The organism is Metapseudomonas otitidis (genome assembly GCF_011397855.1).
In the GTDB taxonomy this organism is placed as follows: Bacteria; Pseudomonadota; Gammaproteobacteria; order Pseudomonadales; family Pseudomonadaceae; genus Metapseudomonas; species Metapseudomonas otitidis.
Map to the genome: position 1 here is coordinate 1,315,454 of NZ_AP022642.1, position 20,412 is coordinate 1,335,865.

At 65.1% G+C, this 20,412-nt stretch carries 20 protein-coding genes and 1 other RNA gene; 17 read left to right on the forward strand and 4 right to left on the reverse strand.

All coding sequences use genetic code 11. The features are described 5' to 3' along the window. Positions 1–37 precede the first annotated feature (37 nt). On the forward strand, positions 38–655 hold the full coding sequence (locus tag PotMrB4_RS06185) for a glutathione S-transferase N-terminal domain-containing protein (protein ID WP_044409601.1): 618 nt from the start codon (positions 38–40) through the stop codon (positions 653–655). 9 nt (positions 656–664) lie between these two features. Beyond that, positions 665–1,090: a ClpXP protease specificity-enhancing factor gene (locus tag PotMrB4_RS06190; RefSeq protein ID WP_172432793.1), complete on the forward strand. Its 426-nt coding sequence runs from the start codon at positions 665–667 to the stop codon at positions 1,088–1,090. 45 nt (positions 1,091–1,135) lie between these two features. Here the strand turns inward: PotMrB4_RS06190 and PotMrB4_RS06195 are convergent, their stop codons facing one another. From PotMrB4_RS06195 to PotMrB4_RS06210, 4 genes are read right to left on the reverse strand one after another with little or no spacing between them, the layout of a single operon-like run. Beyond that, complete coding sequence (locus PotMrB4_RS06195; RefSeq protein ID WP_172432794.1) at positions 1,136–1,666, reverse strand: BON domain-containing protein; 531 nt, start codon at positions 1,664–1,666, stop codon at positions 1,136–1,138. Continuing rightward, positions 1,663–2,256, reverse strand: a complete 594-nt coding sequence (locus tag PotMrB4_RS06200; protein WP_107328713.1) for a phosphoheptose isomerase — start codon at positions 2,254–2,256, stop codon at positions 1,663–1,665. Before PotMrB4_RS06200 ends, PotMrB4_RS06195 begins: the two co-directional genes overlap by 4 nt. A 29-nt stretch (positions 2,257–2,285) precedes the next feature. After that, a complete protein-coding gene (locus tag PotMrB4_RS06205; protein ID WP_044409589.1) occupies positions 2,286–2,654 on the reverse strand; it encodes a YraN family protein in 369 nt (122 codons plus the stop codon). Beyond that, on the reverse strand, positions 2,651–4,462 hold the full coding sequence (locus tag PotMrB4_RS06210; protein WP_172432795.1) for a penicillin-binding protein activator: 1,812 nt from the start codon (positions 4,460–4,462) through the stop codon (positions 2,651–2,653). The genes PotMrB4_RS06205 and PotMrB4_RS06210 overlap by 4 nt, the downstream gene beginning before the upstream one ends. A gap of 122 nt (positions 4,463–4,584) precedes the next feature. Between PotMrB4_RS06210 and rsmI the strand changes: the two genes are divergently transcribed. From rsmI to PotMrB4_RS06285, 15 genes are all read left to right on the forward strand, one after another. Beyond that, the gene (rsmI, locus tag PotMrB4_RS06215) at positions 4,585–5,463 is read left to right on the forward strand and encodes a 16S rRNA (cytidine(1402)-2'-O)-methyltransferase (RefSeq protein WP_172432796.1); all 879 of its coding nucleotides are present in this window, start codon (positions 4,585–4,587) and stop codon (positions 5,461–5,463) included. Positions 5,464–5,503: 40 nt separating this feature from the next. Then, positions 5,504–5,861: RNase P RNA component class A (gene rnpB, locus PotMrB4_RS06220), an RNA gene on the forward strand. Between the two features lie 315 nt (positions 5,862–6,176). Beyond that, positions 6,177–6,632 (forward strand): division/cell wall cluster transcriptional repressor MraZ, encoded by a 456-nt coding sequence (gene mraZ, locus PotMrB4_RS06225; RefSeq protein ID WP_044409580.1) that lies wholly within the window; start codon positions 6,177–6,179, stop codon positions 6,630–6,632. Continuing rightward, entirely contained in the window at positions 6,629–7,576 is a 948-nt protein-coding gene (gene rsmH / locus PotMrB4_RS06230; protein WP_172432797.1) for a 16S rRNA (cytosine(1402)-N(4))-methyltransferase RsmH, read from the forward strand. The genes mraZ and rsmH overlap by 4 nt, the downstream gene beginning before the upstream one ends. Continuing rightward, positions 7,573–7,866 (forward strand): cell division protein FtsL, encoded by a 294-nt coding sequence (gene ftsL, locus PotMrB4_RS06235; protein WP_044409576.1) that lies wholly within the window; start codon positions 7,573–7,575, stop codon positions 7,864–7,866. Before rsmH ends, ftsL begins: the two co-directional genes overlap by 4 nt. Beyond that, positions 7,863–9,596: a peptidoglycan D,D-transpeptidase FtsI family protein gene (locus PotMrB4_RS06240; RefSeq protein ID WP_044409573.1), complete on the forward strand. Its 1,734-nt coding sequence runs from the start codon at positions 7,863–7,865 to the stop codon at positions 9,594–9,596. Before ftsL ends, PotMrB4_RS06240 begins: the two co-directional genes overlap by 4 nt. Beyond that, complete coding sequence (locus tag PotMrB4_RS06245) at positions 9,596–11,056, forward strand: UDP-N-acetylmuramoyl-L-alanyl-D-glutamate--2,6-diaminopimelate ligase (protein ID WP_172432798.1); 1,461 nt, start codon at positions 9,596–9,598, stop codon at positions 11,054–11,056. The genes PotMrB4_RS06240 and PotMrB4_RS06245 overlap by 1 nt, the downstream gene beginning before the upstream one ends. Then, positions 11,053–12,417, forward strand: a complete 1,365-nt coding sequence (locus PotMrB4_RS06250; protein WP_160480082.1) for a UDP-N-acetylmuramoyl-tripeptide--D-alanyl-D-alanine ligase — start codon at positions 11,053–11,055, stop codon at positions 12,415–12,417. Before PotMrB4_RS06245 ends, PotMrB4_RS06250 begins: the two co-directional genes overlap by 4 nt. Positions 12,418–12,419: 2 nt before the next feature. After that, on the forward strand, positions 12,420–13,502 hold the full coding sequence (gene mraY, locus PotMrB4_RS06255; protein WP_044409566.1) for a phospho-N-acetylmuramoyl-pentapeptide-transferase: 1,083 nt from the start codon (positions 12,420–12,422) through the stop codon (positions 13,500–13,502). Positions 13,503–13,509: 7 nt separating this feature from the next. Beyond that, positions 13,510–14,856: a UDP-N-acetylmuramoyl-L-alanine--D-glutamate ligase gene (gene murD / locus PotMrB4_RS06260; protein WP_172432799.1), complete on the forward strand. Its 1,347-nt coding sequence runs from the start codon at positions 13,510–13,512 to the stop codon at positions 14,854–14,856. Beyond that, positions 14,856–16,064 carry a putative lipid II flippase FtsW gene (ftsW, locus tag PotMrB4_RS06265; protein ID WP_172432800.1) on the forward strand — a complete coding sequence of 403 codons (1,209 nt, stop codon included), beginning with the start codon at positions 14,856–14,858 and terminating at the stop codon, positions 16,062–16,064. The genes murD and ftsW overlap by 1 nt, the downstream gene beginning before the upstream one ends. Beyond that, positions 16,061–17,131, forward strand: coding sequence for an undecaprenyldiphospho-muramoylpentapeptide beta-N-acetylglucosaminyltransferase (murG, locus tag PotMrB4_RS06270; RefSeq protein WP_172432801.1), 1,071 nt, complete (start codon positions 16,061–16,063; stop codon positions 17,129–17,131). Before ftsW ends, murG begins: the two co-directional genes overlap by 4 nt. Continuing rightward, complete coding sequence (gene murC / locus PotMrB4_RS06275) at positions 17,124–18,584, forward strand: UDP-N-acetylmuramate--L-alanine ligase (RefSeq protein WP_044409553.1); 1,461 nt, start codon at positions 17,124–17,126, stop codon at positions 18,582–18,584. Before murG ends, murC begins: the two co-directional genes overlap by 8 nt. Next, positions 18,581–19,528 carry a D-alanine--D-alanine ligase gene (locus PotMrB4_RS06280; RefSeq protein ID WP_172432802.1) on the forward strand — a complete coding sequence of 316 codons (948 nt, stop codon included), beginning with the start codon at positions 18,581–18,583 and terminating at the stop codon, positions 19,526–19,528. Before murC ends, PotMrB4_RS06280 begins: the two co-directional genes overlap by 4 nt. A gap of 4 nt (positions 19,529–19,532) precedes the next feature. Then, positions 19,533–20,396, forward strand: a complete 864-nt coding sequence (locus PotMrB4_RS06285) for a cell division protein FtsQ/DivIB (protein ID WP_044409547.1) — start codon at positions 19,533–19,535, stop codon at positions 20,394–20,396. Positions 20,397–20,412 lie beyond the last annotated feature (16 nt).

A 20,412-nucleotide genomic window follows, 5' to 3' on the forward strand; every position in this document is an offset into this window, starting at 1 on the left:
TTTTTGACCCCGCATAACTTCAAGCGAGGAGGGCGCCATGGCGGCTATCACCAAGCTGACCTGTTACTCCGACCCCGCGGACCACTACTCCCATCGTGTACGTATCGTCCTTGCCGAGAAAGGCGTTGCCGTGGACATCATCGATGTCCTCAACGGCCAGTGCCCGCCGAAGCTGATCGAGTCGAACCCCTACGGCACCGTGCCTACGCTTCTGGATCGTGATCTGGCGCTCTATGAGCCGACGGTGGTGATGGAGTACCTGGAAGAGCGCTATCCGCACCCGCCGCTGATGCCGGTCTATCCCGTTGCGCGGGGTAATACCCGGCTGCTCATGCACCGGGTTCAGCGCGATTGGTGTTCGCTGGTTGACCTTGTGCTGGATCCGAAGGCCAAGGACGCTGCCAAGGCGCAGGCCCGAAAGGAGCTTCGGGAAAGCCTTACCGGTGTGTCCCCGTTGTTTGCCGACAAGCCTTTCTTTCTCAGTGAAGAGATGAGTCTTGTAGACTGCTGCCTGTTGCCCATCCTCTGGCGTTTGCCGAAGTTGGGTATCGAACTGCCTCGTCCGGCCAAGCCGCTTCTCGAGTATATGGATCGCCATTTCTCGCGGCCGGCTTTCCAGGCGAGTCTTTCGGACGTTGAGCGCGATATGCGTTGAGGTGAATCGATGAAATCCAGTCGTCCCTATCTGGTTCGGGCCCTGTATGAGTGGATCGTCGACAACGATTGCACGCCCCACCTGCTCGTCAATGCGGAGCACGCAGGCGTTCGTGTGCCGCCGGGTTATGCGAGCGACGGCCAGATCGTGTTGAACGTGTCGCCCAGCGCTGTCCGTCATCTGCACATGGACAACGAGGCGGTCAGCTTCGAAGGTCGCTTCGGAGGCGTTGCCCACAGTCTCTATATTCCGAGCGCCGCGGTCATGGCCATCTATGCACGTGAGAACGGGCAGGGAATGGTCTTCGACCTGGAGTCGCCGGTAATGGATGAAGGTGATGGACCTGAAGATGACGGCCCCTCTGGTGACGGCGCGCCGTCTTCGGCAGGCGGTGGTCGACCGGCCGGGCGGCCCAGCCTGAAAGTGGTGAAATAAAAAAAGGCGATCCGATTGGATCGCCTTTTTTAATGGTTGGCGGGTTCAGTTGGTGTATTCGAAGAGCTTGATGATCTTCTGCACGCCGGAAACCCCCTGTACCACGCTGGTGGCCAACCCTGCTTCCTGGCGGCTGACCAGGCCTAGCAGGTAGACGATCCCATTCTCGGTCACCACCTTGATGTTGGAGCTGGGGATCTGGCTGTTGGCGAGCAGTTGGGTGGTGATCTTGGTAGTGATGGCGCTGTCGTTCATGCGCGCCAAGGCCGACGAGTTGGCTCCGACCTGCAGTTCGTTATGAACCTTCTTGACGCCCTGCGCGGTGCGAGCAGCCTGCTCGGCGAGTGCCTTCAGGTTCTGGTTGGGGGTCTGTCCGGCCAGCAGCACAACGCCGTTGAAGCTGGTGACCACGATGTGTGAGTTGGTCTTGAGATCGGGGCTTGCGGCGTCGATCTTGGCGCGCACCTTCGAGGGGGTGGATTGGTCATCGATGGTCTTGCCGATGGTTCGGCCACCGCAGCCGCCCAGCACGAGGGTGAAAGCCAGCAGGGCCAGAATCAGGGGGGAACGGGTCATTCTTCACTCCCAAACAATTGACGGTCGATCAGGTCGCAGAGGCAGTGGATGGCCAGGAGGTGCACCTCCTGGATGCGTGCGGTGACTTTGGAGGGCACGCGAATCTCGACATCTTCTGGCAGAAGCAGGGACGCCATACCGCCGCCGTCGCGGCCGGTCAGGGCCACGATGGTCATCTCGCGGTCGTGCGCAGCCTGGATGGCCTGGATCACGTTGGCCGAGTTGCCGCTGGTGGAGATGGCGAGCAGCACGTCGCCCGGCTGACCAAGTGCACGGATCTGCTTCGAGAAGACTTCGTTGTAGCTGTAGTCGTTGGCGATCGAGGTGATGGTGGAACTGTCCGTGGTCAGTGCCAGGGCTGGCAGGCTGGGGCGCTCCCGCTCGAAGCGGTTGAGCAGCTCGGAGGAGAAGTGCTGGGCATCGCCAGCGGAACCGCCGTTGCCGCAGGCGAGGATCTTGCCCTCGTTCAGCAGCGCATTGACCATCACCATGCTGGCATGCTCGATGTGGGGGGCCACGACTTCCATGGCGAGCAGCTTGGTGTCGATGCTGGCCTGGAACAGCTGGCGGATTCGGGGTTGCATGTCCATCGGTATGACCTTCAGTGGAAAGCGACTGTTCAGGTTTCGAAGGCGTTTTTCAGCCAGGTCAGTCGCACGGGTGAGTCGCCATCCATCGAGTCGATGGCGATCACGTCAAATCGGCAAGGGTGATTGGCCCAGCGGGATTCCTTCTGCAGGAAGTACTGCGCCGCACTGATGAGTTTTGCGCGCTTGCGCGCGTCCACGCTTTCCAGTGCTCCGCCCCAGGCTCTGTGTCGCCTGTAGCGGACTTCGGCGAATACTACTGTATCGCCGTCCAGCATGACCAGATCGAGCTCGCCACGAGGGCAGCGCCAGTTGCTGGCGAGCAATCGCAGGCCGTGCTTTTGAAGGTGTTGGCGGGCGGCGGCTTCCGCTTTTCGCCCGCTGTCTCCGCTCGCGGTCAAGAGTCGCTGTCGGGCAGGCGCTGGACCTGGCCGTCGCGGAATTCTGCCCACGGCAGCTGGCGCTCGACGCGCTGGGATGGCGTCAGGCTGAGTCGGCCGGAGAGGCCGTCGACGCGGCTTTCCGGCAGGGCCTTCAGCTCTGCGAGGCGGGGCGCCAGCCGGTAGGCGTCAACGCCCATGGCGTACAGCCGACCGAGACTGCCGCCGGCCTGTGGCCACTGGCGGTCGACCTGCTGGCGAAGTGGGTCGTCGCGGTTCAGCAGCCAGGGGGTTTCGCAGAAGCGGATGCCGCTCAGATCCTGGTACTGGGCCACGTCGTTGCCGCCGGAATAGAGGTGGGACGTGGCGTAGACCGGTACATCCCCGGCGTACTGGAAGGCCAGCGTGGGTTTGATCTGCTGGGCTTGTTGCGGTGTGGCAGCGAGGAAAATGAAGTCGACGTCCTGGCGGCGGGTCGGCTGGGTGGCGATGGAGGTGCCGAGGGTGCTTTGCAGGCGCTTGGCGCGTGCTTCGCTCTGGCGAAGCTGGAACAGATCAGCGATCTGCTGTGCCAGCTGGACCGGCTGGTCCACGTGCTCGGCCGCTATCAGGCTGCCGCCGGCCTCCTGCCAGCTCTGGCGGAACGCGGCCAGGACACGGTCACCCCATTCGCCCCGCGGCACCATCGCGACGGCACGGCGCATGCCGTCCGCCCAGGCGCGGCGCGCCACTTCGCGTGCTTCATCCTCGGCCGCGAGACCGAACTGGAAGAGCTGCGCCGGGCCTTCCTGTCCGGCATCGCTGTAGTTCAGGGCCAGGGTGGTGATAGGCAGCTGCTGACGCTCGTTCATCTGCTTGACCAGCGGCTTCTCCAGCGGGCCGACCACCAGTTGCACGCCATCGGCCTGGGCCTGGCGATAGAAGTCGTCGAGCGACGTCAGATGGGCGCTGTCGTAGATCTGGATGGCGGGCGGGTTCTGGCCCGCTTGCTGCGCCTGGTAGTGGGCGGCGAGGAAGCCATCGCGCAGCGCACGGGCTACCGAGGCCAGTGGCCCTTCCTTGGGCAACAGCAGGGCGACCTTGGTCAGGGGCTGGTTGGCGAGCTCCTTCAACTTGGCCAGCGGTGCCGGCAACTGTTCGGCTGCCGGGTGCTGCGGATGCTGGCTGCGCCAGGCTTCGATGGCCGCCTGCTGCTGGGAAAGAGTGCCGGCACTGCGAATCGCGCGGGCGAGCTCCATCCATCCTGCCAGGTCGGCATCGCCGGTCGACTGCAATTGCTCCATGGGCAGGCCGGAGATCAGTGCCCAGATGGCCTCATGGTTCTGCTTCTCAGCTTCGCCATTGAGCAGCGGAGCGATGAAGACGCGCTCGCGTGCGGCGGCAAGGTTCTGCCCGTCCGCTTCCAGGGCGCGCGCGCGTACGAGTTGGGTGCGTACCTGTTGATCGACCGGGAGCTCCGCCAGGCGATCGAGGCTGGGATGACTCAGTGCTTTCAGGGCGCTCTTGGGCTGGTTGCGAGCCATCGCCAATTCGGCTGCGAGCGTGCTGGCGAACACCTGTTGCGCGGGCTTCAGGCCGTCCATCGGGACTTGCTCGAGAATGCGGGCTGCACGACCGATGTCCTGCTGGCGATAAGCCAGGTCCGCAGCCGAAAGTCGCAGCAGGGCGGCTTGTTCGGGTTTGCTCTCTCCGGCCTTTTGCAGGAGCTGCTCGATACTGGCCTGGGGAGTGCGGGGCAGTTCGCCGAGACTGGACGTGGGCGAGCTGCCACAGGCGACAAGGAGGCCGGCGAGGCAGAGGGCGGAGAGCGGGCGCAGACGAGCGATCATTTAACGATCCCGGTACTAGATCAACGAAGCCCGCGATTGTACCGGAGGGGCGGGTGGGGTGCGATGTCGGTGGCTGGAAACGGGCTACAATGCGCGCCTTTCAGTTTATTCCGAGGTGACCTGTGACTCTTTCCACGTCTTCCGTTGCTGCCGCTCAGCCCGGCAAGCTCTACGTGGTCGCCACACCCATCGGTAACCTCGATGACATCAGCCCTAGAGCCTTGCGAACCCTGCGGGAAGTGGCCCTGATCGCAGCGGAGGATACGCGTCACTCGATCCGCCTCTTGCAGCATTTCGGAATCACCACGGCCCTCGCGGCCTGTCATGACCATAACGAACGTGAGCAGGGCGGCCGCTTCGTGGCTCGGTTGCTGGCGGGAGATGACGTCGCGCTGATTTCGGATGCGGGAACGCCCTTGATCTCCGATCCGGGCTACCACCTGGTACGGCAGGTTCGCGCGGCTGGTATCGAGGTGGTGCCGGTACCCGGACCCAGTGCGCTGATCGCAGCGCTATCGGCTGCCGGTCTGCCATCCGATCGTTTCATCTTCGAGGGTTTCCTGCCGGCGAAGGCGGCAGCGCGAAGGGGGCGGCTGGAACTACTAAAGGAAGAGCCGCGCACGCTCATCTTCTATGAGGCGCCTCATCGGGTTCTGGAGTCGGTCCAGGACATGGCGTCGCTGTTTGGCAGGGATCGCCATGCCGTACTTGCCCGTGAACTCACCAAGACGTTCGAGACGCTGAAGGGGGCACCGCTCGGTGAGTTGGCCGAATGGATCGCTGCCGACAGCAATCAGCAGCGAGGTGAATGCGTGCTGCTTGTAACCGGTTGGCAGGCTCCTGAGGGGGAGGATGCGATCAGTGGCGAGGCGTTGCGCGTACTGAATCTTCTGCTGGGCGAACTCCCGGTGAAGCGTGCGGCAGCCTTGGCCGCGGAGATCACCGGCGTGCGCAAGAACCTCCTTTATCAGGCCGCACTGGAGCGCCAGGCTGATTCCTGAGCTTGTTTCCTGGGCGGTCTGCCGCTAACCTTCGCGCCGGAGAGTCGATCGGACAGTCGCTGTCCCGTTTCGTTCGCGATTTCGGGAGGGAGGAAAGTCCGGGCTCCATAGGGCAGAGTGCCAGGTAACGCCTGGGAGGCGAGAGCCTACGGAAAGTGCCGCAGAAAATAACCGCCTAAGCGCGCAAGCGCCGGTAAGGGTGAAAAGGTGCGGTAAGAGCGCACCGCACGACTGGTAACAGTTCGTGGCTAGGTAAACCCCACTCGGAGCAAGACCAAATAGGAATCCTTGGCGTGGCCCGCGTCGGATTCGGGTAGGTTGCTAAAGGCTGTCAGTGATGGCAGCCGTAGATGAATGACTGTCCACGACAGAACCCGGCTTACAGATCGACTCTCCACTTTTCTCCACTTTCCCCTCAGAAATACCCCGCCTTGCCTCCTGTCTGAAATTTCAGAAACCCCAACTCTTAAGAAACTACTTTAAGTTTGCATATCAGGGTCATTGTTGGCGCTGATTTTTCATTCCGAAACGCACTGAAAAACTCCCTCCGCTTCGCCAAAAAGTTCTCTAAATCACCGTCCCATAAGGAATTTTCCGTTCTGGCGCGCCTTGACGGTGGGGCGGAGCCATTTCTATAGTGTGCGCGAGTGGTGGAAAGTGGGTAGAAGTGGGATTAATTGGTACGGATAGCCTAATTCAGGGGAAGCGCAGCCGTGTTTCGCGGAGCAAATGCCATCAGTCTCGATGCCAAGGGGCGCATCGCGATGCCGAGTCGGTATCGCGACGAGCTTCTTTCGCGTTGTGCTGGGCAGCTCATCGTGACTATCGATGCGGTTGATCGTTGCTTGACCCTCTACCCCCTGCCCGAGTGGGAAATCATTGAAGCCAAGCTTCGCGAGTTGCCTTCCCTGCGTGAGGAAACGCGCCGCCTGCAGCGTTTGCTGATCGGTAACGCGGTTGATCTCGAGCTGGATGGCAACGGCCGTTTCCTGGTTCCACCCCGTCTGCGTGAATACGCCGGGCTGGACAAGAAAGCGATGCTGGTGGGGCAACTGAACAAATTCCAGATCTGGGATGAAGACGCCTGGAACGCCGTTTCCGACGCTGATCTCCTGGCCATAAAACAACCCGGCGGCCTGCCGGACGAACTGCGTGACCTTATCCTGTGAGCACTGAAAGCAGCTTCCGCCACATCACTGTCCTGCTCGACGAGGCCGTTGAAAGCCTTGCCGTGCGTGCGGACGGCTGCTACCTCGATGGCACCTTCGGGCGTGGCGGGCACAGCCGGCTCATCCTTCGGCATCTCGGTAGCGAGGGGCGGCTTCTCGGATTCGACAAAGACCCCCAAGCCATCTCCACGGGGCAAGCGCTGGCGGCCGAAGACGGCCGCTTTGTCATTGTGCAGCGCAGCTTTGCCGAGCTTGGCGAGGAGCTCGCCGGGCGCGGGCTGGTCGGCCAGGTCGATGGTGTGCTGCTGGACCTCGGGGTCTCGTCTCCGCAGCTGGATGATGCCGAGCGCGGCTTCAGCTTCCTCAACGATGGCCCGCTGGACATGCGCATGGATCCCGAGCGTGGCCAGAGCGCAGCGCAGTGGATCGCCACGGCGAGCGAAGACGAGATCAGCCACGTGCTCAAGGAGTACGGTGAGGAGCGCTTCGCCCGCCGCATGGCCCGTGCCATCGTGCAGCGACGTGCCGAGCGCCCCTTCGAACGTACCGCCGACCTGGCGGCCGTGATCGCTGCTGCCAACCCGGCCTGGGAGAAGGGCAAGAACCCTGCGACCCGTGCCTTCCAGGGCATCCGAATCCACATCAACAATGAGTTGGGCGACCTCGAGCGCGGCCTGCAGGCTGCGCTGGACAGCCTTGCCATCGGCGGTCGCCTGGTGGTGATCAGCTTCCACTCGCTGGAAGACCGCATCGTCAAACAATTCATGCGCCGCCAGGTCAAGGGCGAGGCGGACAACCTGCCCCGCGACCTGCCCGTGCGCCAGGCCGTGTTCGAGCCGCGTCTGCGACTGCTCGGCAAGCCCCAGTACGCCTCCGAGGCGGAACTCAAGGCCAACCCCCGCTCCCGCAGCGCAGTGATGCGCGTGGCGGAGAAGCTGCGATGAGCCGTCTTTTCTCCAAGCCCCTGCCGCGTGGCAGCTTCATCATGTTGCTGCTGTTCGTTGGCGTGCTGCTGTCCGCCATTTCGGTGTCCTACAGCGCCTACTGGAACCGGCAACTGCTCAACAAGCTGTACGCCGAGCTCAGCGTCCGCGACAAGGCTCAGGCGGAGTGGGGGCGCTTGATCCTCGAACAGAGCACCTGGACGGCCCACAACCGCATCGAGTCCCTGGCCACCGAGCAGCTCAAGATGCGTATTCCCGAGCCGGCGGAAATCCGCATGGTGGCTCCATGATGAACCTGGAAGGCGCGCTCTATCCGTGGCGCTTCCGGATCGTCCTCGGGCTGCTTGGCCTCATGGTCGCTGCGATTTCCTGGCGCATCGTCGACCTGCATGTCATCGACCACGATTTCCTCAAGGAACAGGGCGATGCGCGCAGCGTCCGCCATATCCCGATCCCGGCCCACCGTGGTTTGATCACCGATCGCAATGGTGAGCCCCTGGCCGTCAGTACCCCGGTGACGACCCTGTGGACCAACCCCAAGGACCTCATGGCGTTCCGTGACCAGTGGCCGGTGATCGCCGGGGCGCTGGGGCAGGACCCACGCATCTTCGCCGAGCGCATCGAGCAGAATGCCAACCGCGAGTTCCTCTACCTGGCACGTGGCCTCACGCCCGAGCAGGGGCAGGTGATCCTCGATCGCAAACTCCCGGGCGTCTACGCCATCGAGGAGTTTCGTCGTTTCTACCCCGCCGGCGAAGTCACTGCCCATGTGGTCGGCTTCACCGACGTGGATGACCGCGGTCGCGAGGGCGTCGAGCTGTCCTTCGATCAGTGGCTGGCCGGTGTTCCCGGCAAGCGCCAGGTCCTCAAGGACCGCCGCGGACGCCTGATCAAGGACGTCCAGGTCACCCGTAACGCCAAGCCTGGCAAGACCCTCGCGCTGTCCATCGACCTTCGCCTGCAGTACCTCGCCCACCGTGAGCTGCGCAACGCGTTGGTGGAGAACGGCGCCAAGGCGGGCAGCCTGGTCATTGTCGACGTGAAGACCGGCGAAGTGCTGGCCATGGCCAACCAGCCCACCTACAACCCGAACAACCGCCGCAACCTGCTGCCAGCGGCCATGCGTAACCGCGCCATGATCGACGTGTTCGAGCCAGGCTCCACGGTCAAGCCGATCTCCATGGCCGCTGCCCTGCAGAGCGGCCGCTGGAAGCCGGAAGACAAGGTCGAGGTCTACCCCGGCTCCCTGCAGATCGGGCGCTACACCATCAAGGACGTGTCCAAGACAGAGGGCCCGATCCTCGACCTGACCGGCATCCTGATCAACTCCAGCAACGTCGGCATGAGCAAGATCGCCTTCGATATCGGCGGCGAGAACATCTACGACACCATGCGCCGGCTCGGGCTCGGCCAGGATACCGGCCTCGGCTTCCCCGGCGAGCGCGTCGGCAACCTGCCCAACCACCGCGAGTGGCGCAAGGCCGAGACCGCAACCCTGTCCTATGGCTACGGCCTGTCGGTCACTGCCGTGCAGATGGTCCATGCCTACGCCACCCTGGCCAACAACGGCCTGGCGGTCCCGTTGTCGATGACCCGCGTCGACAACCTGCCGAGCGGCTCCCAGGCCATCCCGCCCGAGGTCGCCAAGACCCTGCAGGGCATGCTGCAGCAAGTGGTCGAGGCGCCGCGCGGCGTGTTCCGCGCCCAGGTCCCCGGCTATCACGTCTCCGGCAAGAGCGGTACCGCGCGCAAGGCCAGCGTGGGCACCAAGGGCTACACCCAGAACGCCTACCGCTCGCTCTTCGCGGGCTTCGGGCCGTCCACCAACCCGCGCCTGGCGATGGTGGTGGTGATCGACGAGCCCAGCAAGGCCGGCTACTTCGGCGGCCTGGTATCGGCACCCGTATTCGGCAGGGTCATGGCCGGCGCGCTGCGTCTGATGAACATCGCCCCGGACAACCTGCCCACCGAGGAACAACAGACCGCCAACGCGGCCAGCGGCAAAGGAGGGCGCACCTGATGCCCATGCCATTGAATCAACTGCTTCCCCAGGCGCAGGGCGCTGCGCTGATCCGTGAACTCACCCTGGATAGCCGCAAGGTGCTCCCCGGTGACCTGTTCCTGGCCGTCCCCGGCGGCCAGCACGATGGCCGCCTGCACATCGCCGATGCCCTCGCCCGGGGCGCGGCGGCGGTCGCGTATGAAAGCGAGTCCGCCCCTGATCTGCCTGCGTCTGCCCAGGCCGAACTGATTCCCATCAAGGGGTTGGCTGGCCAGCTTTCGGCCATTGCCGGTCGCTTCTACGGCGAGCCCAGCCGTGCGCTGGACCTGGTCGGCGTGACCGGCACCAACGGCAAGACCAGCGTCAGCCAGCTCGTGGCTCAGGCCCTGGATCGACTGGGCGAGCGGTGTGGCATCGTCGGCACCCTCGGTACCGGCTTCCACGGTGAGCTGGAGAGCGGCCGTCACACCACGCCGGATCCCCTTGCCGTCCAGGCCACCCTGGCTCGCCTCAAACAGGCCGGTGCCCGTGCAGTGGCGATGGAAGTGTCTTCCCATGGCCTGGAGCAGGGGAGGGTGGCAGCGCTCGCGTTCGACGTGGCGGTGTTCACCAACCTGTCCCGCGACCATCTGGACTATCACGGCTCGATGGAAGCCTACGGCGCCGCCAAGGCCCGCCTGTTCGACTGGCCGGACCTGCGCTGCCGGGTGATCAACCTGGACGATGCGTTCGGCCGTGAGCTGTCAGGCCGCGAGCACGATGCTCGCCTCATCGGCTACAGCCAGATCGATCCGGAAGCCTTCCTTTATTGCCGCGAAGCCACATTCGACGACGATGGCGTCCGCGCCCACATCATCACGCCCCAGGGAGAAGGCCTGCTGCGCAGCCCGCTGCTGGGTCGCTTCAACCTGAGCAACCTGCTGGCCGTGGTCGGTGCCCTGCTGGGCATGGGCTACCCACTGGGTGATGTACTGGCCGTGCTGCCCGAACTGCAAGGGCCGGAAGGCCGGATGCAGCGCCTGGGCGGCGGTGAAAAACCACTGGTGGTGGTCGACTACGCCCACACCCCCGATGCCCTTGAGAAGGTGCTCGAAGCCCTGCGCCCCCACGCGCGCGGCCGCCTGCTCTGCCTGTTCGGCTGTGGCGGTGACCGGGACCGTGGCAAGCGCCCGCTGATGGCTGCGGTGGCCGAGCGCCTGGCCGATGCCGTGCTGGTTACCGACGACAACCCGCGCACAGAAGACCCGTCCCGCATCTTCGATGACATCCGCCCTGGCTTTGCCGAGCCGGCCAATGTCGAGTTCGTCCATGGCCGTGGCACTGCCATTGCGCAGTTGATCGCATCGGCCGGTGTCGACGATGTCGTCCTGCTGGCGGGCAAGGGGCATGAGGATTACCAGGAGATCCAGGGTGAGCGCCTGCCGTTCTCCGATCTCGTCGAAGCCGAACACGCCTTGTCCACCTGGGAGCGCCCATGATCGAAGCCTTCCGCCTCAGCAGCCTGCAGTCCCCCTTGGCGGGGCGGCTCGTTGGCGAAGACGCCACTTTCACCTCGGTGTCCACCGACAGCCGACGTGTCGAGGCAGGCCAGCTGTTCATCGCCCTGACCGGGCCGAAGTTCGACGGCCATGACTATCTGGCTGACGTGGCCGCCAAGGGCGCCGTCGCTGCGTTGGTGGAGCGTGTGGTCGACGGTGTCGGCCTGCCGCAGTTGGTGGTGGCCGATGCCCGCGAGGCCCTCGGGCGACTGGGTGCGCTCAATCGTGACGCCTTTACCGGCCGTGTCGCTGCGGTGACCGGCTCCAGCGGCAAGACCACCGTCAAGGAGATGCTCGCCAGCATCCTGCGTACCCAGGGGCCGGTACTGGCCACCCGGGGCAACCTGAACAATGACCTCGGCGCACCGCTGACCCTGCTGGAGCTCGCTCCCGAGCACCGCAGCGCCGTCATCGAGCTGGGCGCTTCCCGCGTGGGCGAGATCGCCTACACCGTTGGCCTCACCCGTCCGCACGTGGCGATCATCAACAACGCCGGTAACGCCCATGTTGGCGAATTCGGCGGGCCGGAAAAGATCGTCCTGGCCAAGGGGGAAATCCTCGAAGGCCTGGCGAGCGACGGCACCGCCGTGCTCAATCGTGACGACAAGGCCTTCGAGACCTGGCGCGAGCGTGCTGCCGGCCGCCCGGTACTGAGTTTTGCCCTGAGCGACGCCCGTGCCGACCTGCGGGCCGAGTCCATCGTGCGCGACGCCCGCGGCTGCATGGGCTTCCGCCTGGTGGGCGTGGCTGGCGAGGCGGACATCCAGCTCAACCTGCTGGGCCTGCACAACGTGGCCAACGCCCTGGCTGCCGCTGCCGCTGCCCACGCCCTGGGTGTGCCGCTGGTCGGCATCCGCGAGGGGCTGCAGAACCTGCAACCGGTCAAGGGCCGCACTGTAGCGCAGTTGGCGACGAGCGGCATGCGGGTGATCGACGACAGCTACAACGCCAACCCCGCGTCGATGATGGCCGCCGTTGATATACTCGCCGGCTTTTCCGGCCGCACCGTCCTGGTGCTGGGGGACATGGGTGAACTGGGCGAATGGGCCGAACAGGGTCACCGCGACGTGGGGCTCCATGCGCGGGGCAAGGTCAGCTCGCTCTACGCCGTTGGTCCCCTGATGCGCCACGCCGTCGAGGCGTTCGGCGCAGGCGGCCGTCATTTCGCCGACCAGGCCAGCCTGATCGAGGCGCTGTCCGGCGAGCAGGACGCAAACACCACCATTCTGATCAAAGGTTCCCGTAGCGCGGCGATGGACAAGGTCGTCGCGGCCTTCTGCGGGACGGGGGAGGCTCACTAATCATGCTGCTGCTGCTCGCTGAGTACCTGCAACAGTTCTACAAAGGGTTCGGCGTATTCCAGTACCTGACCCTGCGCGGGATTCTCGGCGTCCTGACGGCCCTGTCGCTGTCGCTCTGGCTCGGTCCCTGGATGATCCGCACCTTGCAGATCCGCCAGATCGGCCAATCCGTGCGCAATGACGGCCCGCAATCGCACCTGTCCAAGTCCGGTACCCCCACCATGGGCGGTGCGCTGATCCTCACGGCCATCGGCATCAGCACGCTGCTGTGGGCCGACCTGTCGAACCGCTACGTCTGGGTGGTGCTCGCCGTCACCCTACTGTTCGGTGCCATTGGCTGGGTGGATGACTACCGCAAGGTGATCGAGAAGAACTCCCGTGGCCTGCCGAGCCGCTGGAAGTACTTCTGGCAGTCGGTGTTCGGCATCGCTGCAGCCGTCTTCCTTTATATGACCGCCACCACGCCGGCCGAGACCACCCTGATCCTGCCGCTAGTGAAGGATGTGGGCATCCCGCTGGGTGTCGGCTTCATCGTGCTGACCTATTTCGTGATCGTCGGCTCCAGCAACGCGGTGAACCTCACCGACGGCCTGGATGGCCTGGCGATCATGCCGACCGTGATGGTCGGCGGTGCGCTGGGGATCTTCTGCTACCTCTCCGGCAACATCAAATTCGCCGAATACCTGCTGATCCCCTACGTACCGGGTGCGGGCGAGCTGATCGTGTTCTGTGCCGCCCTGGTGGGCGCAGGCCTCGGCTTCCTCTGGTTCAACACCTACCCGGCCCAGGTCTTCATGGGCGACGTCGGCGCCCTGGCGCTGGGTGCCGCTCTGGGCACCATCGCCGTGATCGTGCGCCAGGAAGTGGTGCTGTTCATCATGGGGGGCGTGTTCGTCATGGAAACCCTGTCCGTGATGATCCAGGTCGCCTCGTTCAAGCTCACCGGCCGCCGCGTGTTCCGCATGGCGCCCATTCACCACCATTTCGAACTCAAGGGCTGGCCCGAGCCCCGCGTGATCGTGCGCTTCTGGATCATCACCGTGATCCTCGTGCTGATCGGCCTGGCCACCCTGAAGCTGCGTTGAGGACAGCATGAGCCTGATCGCTTCCGACCACTTCCGCATCGTTGTCGGCCTCGGCAAGAGCGGCATGTCCCTGGTGCGCTTCCTGGCGCGCCAGGGCGTGCCGTTCGCGGTCGCCGACACCCGCGAGAACCCGCCGGAGCTGGCGACGCTGCGCCTCCAGTTCCCGCAGGTCGAAGTGCGTTGCGGCGAGCTGGACGTGGAGTTCCTCTGCCGCGCGCAGGAGCTGTACGTGAGCCCCGGACTGGCCCTCGCCACCCCGGCCCTGCAGGAAGCGGCCAAGCGCGGTGTGAAGTTGTCGGGCGACATCGAATTGTTCGCCCGCCACGCCAAGGCGCCCATCGTCGCGATCACCGGCTCCAACGCCAAGAGCACCGTCACCACCCTGGTTGGGGACATGGCGCGCGCGGCCGGCAAGCGGGTTGCGGTGGGAGGAAACCTCGGTACGCCGGCGCTGGACCTGTTGGCCGATGACATCGAGCTGTACGTGATGGAGCTGTCCAGCTTCCAGCTGGAAACCACCGAGCGGCTGAATGCCGAGGTGGCCACGGTGCTCAACGTCAGCGAAGACCATATGGACCGCTACGCCGACATGCAGGCCTATCACCTCGCCAAGCACCGCATCTTCCGTGGCGCCCGCCAGGTGGTGGTGAACCGTGGCGATGCGCTGTCCCGCCCGCTGGTGGCCGACCAGCTGCCGTGCTGGAGCTTCGGCCTGAACAAGCCGGATTTCAAAGCCTTCGGCCTCATTGAGGAAGACGGCGAGAAGTACCTGGCCTACCAGTTCGAGAAGCTCATGCCGGTGCGTGAGCTCAAGGTCCGTGGCGCCCATAACCAGGCCAACGCCCTGGCAGCCCTGGCGCTGGGCCATGCCGTCGGCCTGCCGTTCGAGCCGATGCTGGCTGCACTGCGGGAGTTCACCGGCCTCGCTCACCGTTGCCAGTGGGTTCGCGAGCTGCGTGGCGTGGCCTACTACGACGACTCCAAGGCCACCAATGTCGGTGCGGCCCTGGCTGCCATCGAAGGCCTGGGGGCCGACATCGACGGCAAGCTGGTGCTGATTGCCGGTGGGGATGGCAAGGGGGCCGATTTCTCCGGCCTGACCGCTCCGGTTGCACGCTACTGCCGCGCCGTGGTCCTGCTGGGGCGCGATGCCGAGTTGATCGCGGCCGCCCTGGGCGACGCAGTGCCGCTGGTCCGCGTGAAGACCCTCGATGAGGCCGTGCAGCGTTGCGCCGAGCTGGCCCAGGAAGGGGACGCGGTGCTGCTGTCGCCCGCCTGCGCCAGCCTCGACATGTTCAAGAACTTCGAAGAACGCGGGCGCCTCTTCGCCCAGGCCGCGGAGGGGCTGTCCTGATGTTGGCCCGCCTGCTCGCCCAGCAGTCGCCGCTGCGCAATAGTCGCGGCATCGATCTGGACTTCCCGCTCCTGGCGGGTTGTCTGGCGCTGCTCGGCCTCGGGTTGGTGATGGTCACCTCTGCTTCTTCGGAAGTGGCCTCGGCCCTGTCTGGCAACCCGCTCTACCACAGCATCCGTCACCTCATTTACCTGGCCATTGGCGGCGTGGCGTGCATCATCACGCTGCAGGTGCCCATGGCGTTCTGGCAGCGCCACGGTGCGCGCCTGATGTTGGTGGCGTTCGCGCTGCTGATCATGGTGCTGCTGCCGGGTATCGGTCGCGAGGTGAACGGTGCCAAGCGCTGGATCGGCTTCGGCCTGTTCAACCTGCAGCCCTCGGAGCTGGCCAAGCTGTTCACCGTGATGTTCATCGCCGGCTACCTGGTGCGCCGGCAGGACGAGGTGCGCTCCAAGCTCACCGGCTTCATCAAGCCCATGCTGGTGCTCGGCCCCATGGCCGTGTTGCTGCTGGCGGAGCCGGACTTCGGGGCCACCGTAGTGTTGGTCGGCTCCTGCATCGCCATGCTGTTCCTCGGTGGCATCAACCTGGTGCGCTTCATCCCCCTGGCTGCTGGTGTGCTGGGTGCCGGCGTGCTGGTGATGACCAGCCAGAGCTACCGGATGCAGCGCCTGACCAACTTCATCGACCCCTGGGCCGACCAGTACGGTGCTGGCTACCAGTTGAGCCAGGCGCTGATCGCCTTCGGTCGCGGCGAGTGGTTCGGTGTCGGCCTGGGCAACAGCATCCAGAAGCAGTTCTACCTGCCGGAAGCCCACACCGACTTCGTGTTCGCCGTGCTGGCCGAGGAGCTGGGCATGGTCGGCGCCCTGGCCACCGTCGCGCTGTTCGTGTTCGTCAGCGTACGCGCGCTGTACATCGGGCTCTGGGCGGAGAAGGCCCGGCAATATTTCTCGGCCTACGTGGCCTATGGCCTGGCGTTCCAGTGGATCGGCCAGGTGCTCATCAACATCGGTGTGAACGTTGGCCTGCTGCCCACCAAGGGCCTGACGCTGCCGTTCCTCAGCTACGGCGGCAGCTCCCTGGTGATCTGCTGCGTCTGCATGGGCCTGCTGCTCCGGATCGAGTGGGAGCGCAGGACCTACCTGGGTAACGAAGACGTGGAGTTCGACGAGAGCGACTTCGCGGAAGAGGAGGTGCGCACATGACCGGCAATGTGCTGATCATGGCCGGCGGCACCGGCGGACACGTCTTCCCGGCGCTGGCCTGTGCCCGCGAATTCCAGGCACGTGGCTACAGCGTGCACTGGCTGGGTACGCCCCGCGGCATCGAGAACGAACTGGTGCCCCAGGCCGGCCTGCCGCTGCACCTGATCCAGGTAAGCGGCCTTCGCGGCAAAGGTGTTAAGTCCCTGCTCAAGGCACCGTTCGAGTTGCTGCGTTCGCTGTTCCAGGCCCGCCGCGTGGTGCGTGAGCTCAAGCCCGTCTGCGTACTGGGCATGGGCGGCTATGTCACCGGTCCAGGTGGTCTGGCCGCGCGCCTGGCTGGCGTACCGCTGGTGATCCACGAGCAGAACGCGGTGGCCGGTACGGCCAACCGCAGTCTGGCGCCACTGGCGAAGCGCATCTGCGAGGCATTCCCTGACACCTTCGCGGCCAGCGACAAGCGCCGTACCACCGGTAACCCGGTGCGTGAGGAGCTGTTCCTGGAAACCCCGCGTGATGCACTTGAAGGTCGTCAGCCGCGCCTGTTGGTGCTGGGTGGGAGCCTGGGTGCCGAGCCGCTGAACAAGTTGTTGCCCGAGGCCCTGGCGCTTGTGCCGGCGGACATCCGCCCCCAGGTGTTCCACCAGGCCGGGAAGAATCACGATCAAGTCACTGCCGAGCGTTACCGCGCAGCAGGGGTAGAGGCCGAGGTCGGCCCCTTCATCAAGGACATGGCCCGGGCCTACGCCTGGGCGGACATGGTGGTGTGCCGCTCCGGTGCGCTGACGGTCAGCGAACTGGCCGCCGCCGGGCTGCCCTCGTTCCTGGTGCCGCTGCCCCATGCGATCGACGATCACCAGTCGCGCAATGCCGATTATCTGGCGAAGGAGGGCGCAGCCTTCCTTCTGCCGCAACATGCCACCGACGCGGCGACCCTGGCCGCGCGGTTGACCGAGGTACTGATGCAACCCGAACGACTCAAGGCCATGGGCGCCATTGCCCGCCGTCTGGCCAAGCCTGCCGCTACCCGCACCGTGGTCGATATCTGCCTGGAGGTGGTCCATGGTTGAGAGCCAGAAAGCCGCACCCCAGCCGGAAATGCGCCGCATCCGCCGCATCCACTTCGTGGGCATCGGTGGCGTGGGCATGTGCGGCATCGCTGAAGTGCTGCTGAACCTGGGCTACCAGGTGTCCGGTTCCGACCTGAAGGCCTCGGCTGTCACTGCTCGCCTGGAGAGCTTCGGTGCCCAGGTCTTCATCGGCCACCGTGCCGAGAATGCCGAGAACGCTGATGTGCTGGTGGTATCCAGCGCCGTGAACAAGGCCAACCCCGAGGTGGCCGTGGCGCTGGAGCGCCGCATTCCCGTGGTCCCGCGCGCCGAGATGCTCGCCGAGCTGATGCGCTATCGCCACGGCATCGCTGTCGCCGGCACCCATGGCAAGACCACCACTACCAGCCTGATCGCCTCGGTTTTCGCCGCGGGCGGCCTGGACCCGACCTTCGTCATCGGCGGGCGCTTGAACGCCGCCGGCACCAACGCGCAGCTGGGCACCAGCCGCTACCTGGTGGCCGAGGCCGACGAGAGCGATGCCAGCTTCCTGCACCTGCAGCCGATGGTGGCCGTGGTGACCAACATCGACGCCGACCACATGAGCACCTATGGCGGCGACTTCAACAAGCTGAAGAAGACCTTCGTCGAGTTCCTGCACAACCTGCCGTTCTATGGGCTGGCGGTGATGTGTGTGGACGACCCGGTAGTTCGCGAGATCCTGCCCCAGGTCGCGCGCCCGACCGTGACCTACGGCTTCTCCGAAGATGCCGACCTGCGCGCCATCAATGTGCGTCAGGAGGGTATGCGCACCTGGTTCACTGTGCTGCGCCGCGACCGCGAGCCGCTGGAGGTGTCGGTGAACATGCCCGGCAACCACAACGTGCTCAACGCGCTGGCCACCATCGCCATCGCCACCGACGAAGGCATCGACGATGCCGCCATCGTCCAGGGCCTCTCGGGCTTCCAGGGCGTCGGCCGCCGCTTCCAGGTCTACGGCGAGCTGCAGGTCGAGGGCGGCAGCGTGATGCTGGTGGATGACTACGGCCACCACCCCCGCGAGGTCGCGGCTGTGATCAAGGCCGTACGTGGAGGCTGGCCGGAGCGCCGCCTGGTGATGGTCTACCAGCCGCACCGCTACAGCCGTACCCGTGATCTCTACGACGACTTCGTGCAGGTGCTGGGCGAGTCCAACGTGCTGCTGCTGATGGAGGTCTACCCGGCAGGCGAAGAGCCGATCCCTGGTGCCGACAGCCGCCAGCTGTGCCACAGCATCCGCCAGCGCGGCCAGCTCGACCCGATTTACATCGAGCGCGGTGTCGACCTGGCGCCGCTGGTCAAGCCGCTGCTGCGACCCGGCGACATCCTGCTCTGCCAGGGTGCGGGCGATATCGGCGCACTGGCACCCCAATTGATCCAGAACCCGCTGTTCAGTGGCACCGGCGATGCGGGCGCCGCGAGGAAGGACGCATGACCGACCATCTGAAATCCACCGTTCCGCCGAGCGCGTTCGGCCGTGTGGCGGTGCTCTACGGGGGCCGCAGCGCGGAGCGCGAGGTGTCCCTGAAGTCCGGCTCCATGGTGCTGGAGGCCTTGCTGTCGGCAGGTGTCGATGCCTTCGGGATCGACGTCGGCGACGACTTCCTGCAACGCCTGTCGAGCGAGCGCATCGATCGTGCGTTCATCGTCCTACATGGGCGGGGCGGCGAGGATGGCAGTATGCAGGGCCTGTTGGAGTGCCTGGGTATTCCGTATACCGGCAGTGGCGTACTGGCGTCGGCACTGGCGATGGACAAGCTGCGCACCAAGCAGGTCTGGCACAGCCTTGGCCTGCCCACGCCGCGTCACGCCGTGCTGGCAAGCGTCGAGGATTGTGAGCGCGCTGCGAGGGAACTGGGCTTCCCGTTGATCGTCAAACCGGCCCATGAAGGTTCGAGTATCGGCATGGCCAAGGTGGAAGACGTCGACGCGCTGGTGAATGCCTGGCGTGACGCCAGCCGCTACGACCCCCAGGTGCTGGTGGAGCAATGGATCCACGGCCCCGAGTTCACCATCGCCGTGCTGCGTGGCGAGGTGCTGCCGCCCATCCGGCTGGGGACTCCGCACACTTTCTATGACTACGAGGCCAAGTACCTGGCCAGCGATACCCGCTACCAGATCCCCTGTGGGCTGGACGCCGAGAAGGAAGCCGAGCTGAAGTCCCTGACTGCCCTTGCCTGCGAAGCCGTGGGTACCCAGGGCTGGGCCCGTGCCGATGTGATGCAGGATGCCGAGGGGCGCTTCTGGCTGCTGGAGGTCAACACCGTGCCCGGCATGACCGACCACAGCCTGGTGCCGATGGCCGCGCGCGCCGTGGGCCTGGATTACCAGCAACTGGTGCTGGCCGTCCTTGCCGACAGCGTCGAGGCGCGGGGTTAAGACCATGCGTGGCGCCTCCCTCCGTCACCCGCAGCCCGGCCCCATCCGTGCGCCCCAGCGCAAGGATGTGCCGCGGGGTGCCAGCCGGTTGGTGGCCAAGGAACCGCTGAGCGTCCGGCTGCCCAAGCCGAGCTTCGGCTTCCTGCGTCGGCTGACCTGGCCGGTGATGCTGGTGGTGCTGGGTTTTGGTGCCTACGAGGGTGCACAACGGCTGTTGCCTTACGCGGACCGGCCGATTGCCAAGGTCAGCGTGCAGGGTGACCTCAGCTACATCAGCCAGCAGGCGGTGCAGCAGCGGATCGCGCCTTACATCGCGGCGAGCTTCTTCAGCATCGATCTCGCCGGCATGCGTCACGAGCTGGAGCAGATGCCCTGGATCGCCCACGCGGAGGTTCGTCGGGTGTGGCCGGACCAGGTGATGATCCGGCTCGACGAGCAACTGCCCATCGCCCGCTGGGGTGATGAGGCACTGCTGAACAACAAGGGTCAGGCGTTCACCCCGCGTGAGCTGGCCCATTACGAACAATTGCCTCAGCTGTGGGGGCCACAGCGGGCCCAGGAACAGGTGATGCAGCAATACCAGATGCTCAGCCAGATGCTTCGCCCGCTGGGTTTTTCCATCGCCCGGCTGGAGCTTCGCGAACGTGGGAGCTGGTTCCTGTCGACGGGGCAGGGCGTGGAGATACTGCTGGGTAGGGATCACCTTGTGGAAAAGATGCGTCGGTTCATCTCGATCTACGACAAGACGCTGAAAGATCAGATCGCCAACATCGAGCGTGTCGACCTGCGTTACCCCAACGGGCTGGCGGTAGCGTGGCGCACCCCGGTCGAGGCCCCCGCGGCGGCTGTGGCCAGCCGCGCGAATTGAGGAGAAGGTTAGGAAC

Excerpts from the sequence above, each read along its gene's own strand:
- PotMrB4_RS06185 (WP_044409601.1), top strand. The coding sequence starts at position 38 with ATGGCGGCTATCACCAAGCTGACCTGTTACTCCGACCCCGCGGACCAC.
- PotMrB4_RS06190 (WP_172432793.1), top strand. The coding sequence starts at position 665 with ATGAAATCCAGTCGTCCCTATCTGGTTCGGGCCCTGTATGAGTGGATC.
- PotMrB4_RS06195 (WP_172432794.1), bottom strand. The coding sequence starts at position 1,666 with ATGACCCGTTCCCCCCTGATTCTGGCCCTGCTGGCTTTCACCCTCGTG.
- PotMrB4_RS06200 (WP_107328713.1), bottom strand. The coding sequence starts at position 2,256 with ATGGACATGCAACCCCGAATCCGCCAGCTGTTCCAGGCCAGCATCGAC.
- PotMrB4_RS06210 (WP_172432795.1), bottom strand. The coding sequence starts at position 4,462 with ATGATCGCTCGTCTGCGCCCGCTCTCCGCCCTCTGCCTCGCCGGCCTC.
- ftsL (WP_044409576.1), top strand. The coding sequence starts at position 7,573 with ATGAGCCGTCTTTTCTCCAAGCCCCTGCCGCGTGGCAGCTTCATCATG.
- PotMrB4_RS06240 (WP_044409573.1), top strand. The coding sequence starts at position 7,863 with ATGATGAACCTGGAAGGCGCGCTCTATCCGTGGCGCTTCCGGATCGTC.
- PotMrB4_RS06245 (WP_172432798.1), top strand. The coding sequence starts at position 9,596 with ATGCCCATGCCATTGAATCAACTGCTTCCCCAGGCGCAGGGCGCTGCG.
- PotMrB4_RS06250 (WP_160480082.1), top strand. The coding sequence starts at position 11,053 with ATGATCGAAGCCTTCCGCCTCAGCAGCCTGCAGTCCCCCTTGGCGGGG.
- mraY (WP_044409566.1), top strand. The coding sequence starts at position 12,420 with ATGCTGCTGCTGCTCGCTGAGTACCTGCAACAGTTCTACAAAGGGTTC.
- murD (WP_172432799.1), top strand. The coding sequence starts at position 13,510 with ATGAGCCTGATCGCTTCCGACCACTTCCGCATCGTTGTCGGCCTCGGC.
- ftsW (WP_172432800.1), top strand. The coding sequence starts at position 14,856 with ATGTTGGCCCGCCTGCTCGCCCAGCAGTCGCCGCTGCGCAATAGTCGC.
- murG (WP_172432801.1), top strand. The coding sequence starts at position 16,061 with ATGACCGGCAATGTGCTGATCATGGCCGGCGGCACCGGCGGACACGTC.
- murC (WP_044409553.1), top strand. The coding sequence starts at position 17,124 with ATGGTTGAGAGCCAGAAAGCCGCACCCCAGCCGGAAATGCGCCGCATC.
- PotMrB4_RS06280 (WP_172432802.1), top strand. The coding sequence starts at position 18,581 with ATGACCGACCATCTGAAATCCACCGTTCCGCCGAGCGCGTTCGGCCGT.
- PotMrB4_RS06285 (WP_044409547.1), top strand. The coding sequence starts at position 19,533 with ATGCGTGGCGCCTCCCTCCGTCACCCGCAGCCCGGCCCCATCCGTGCG.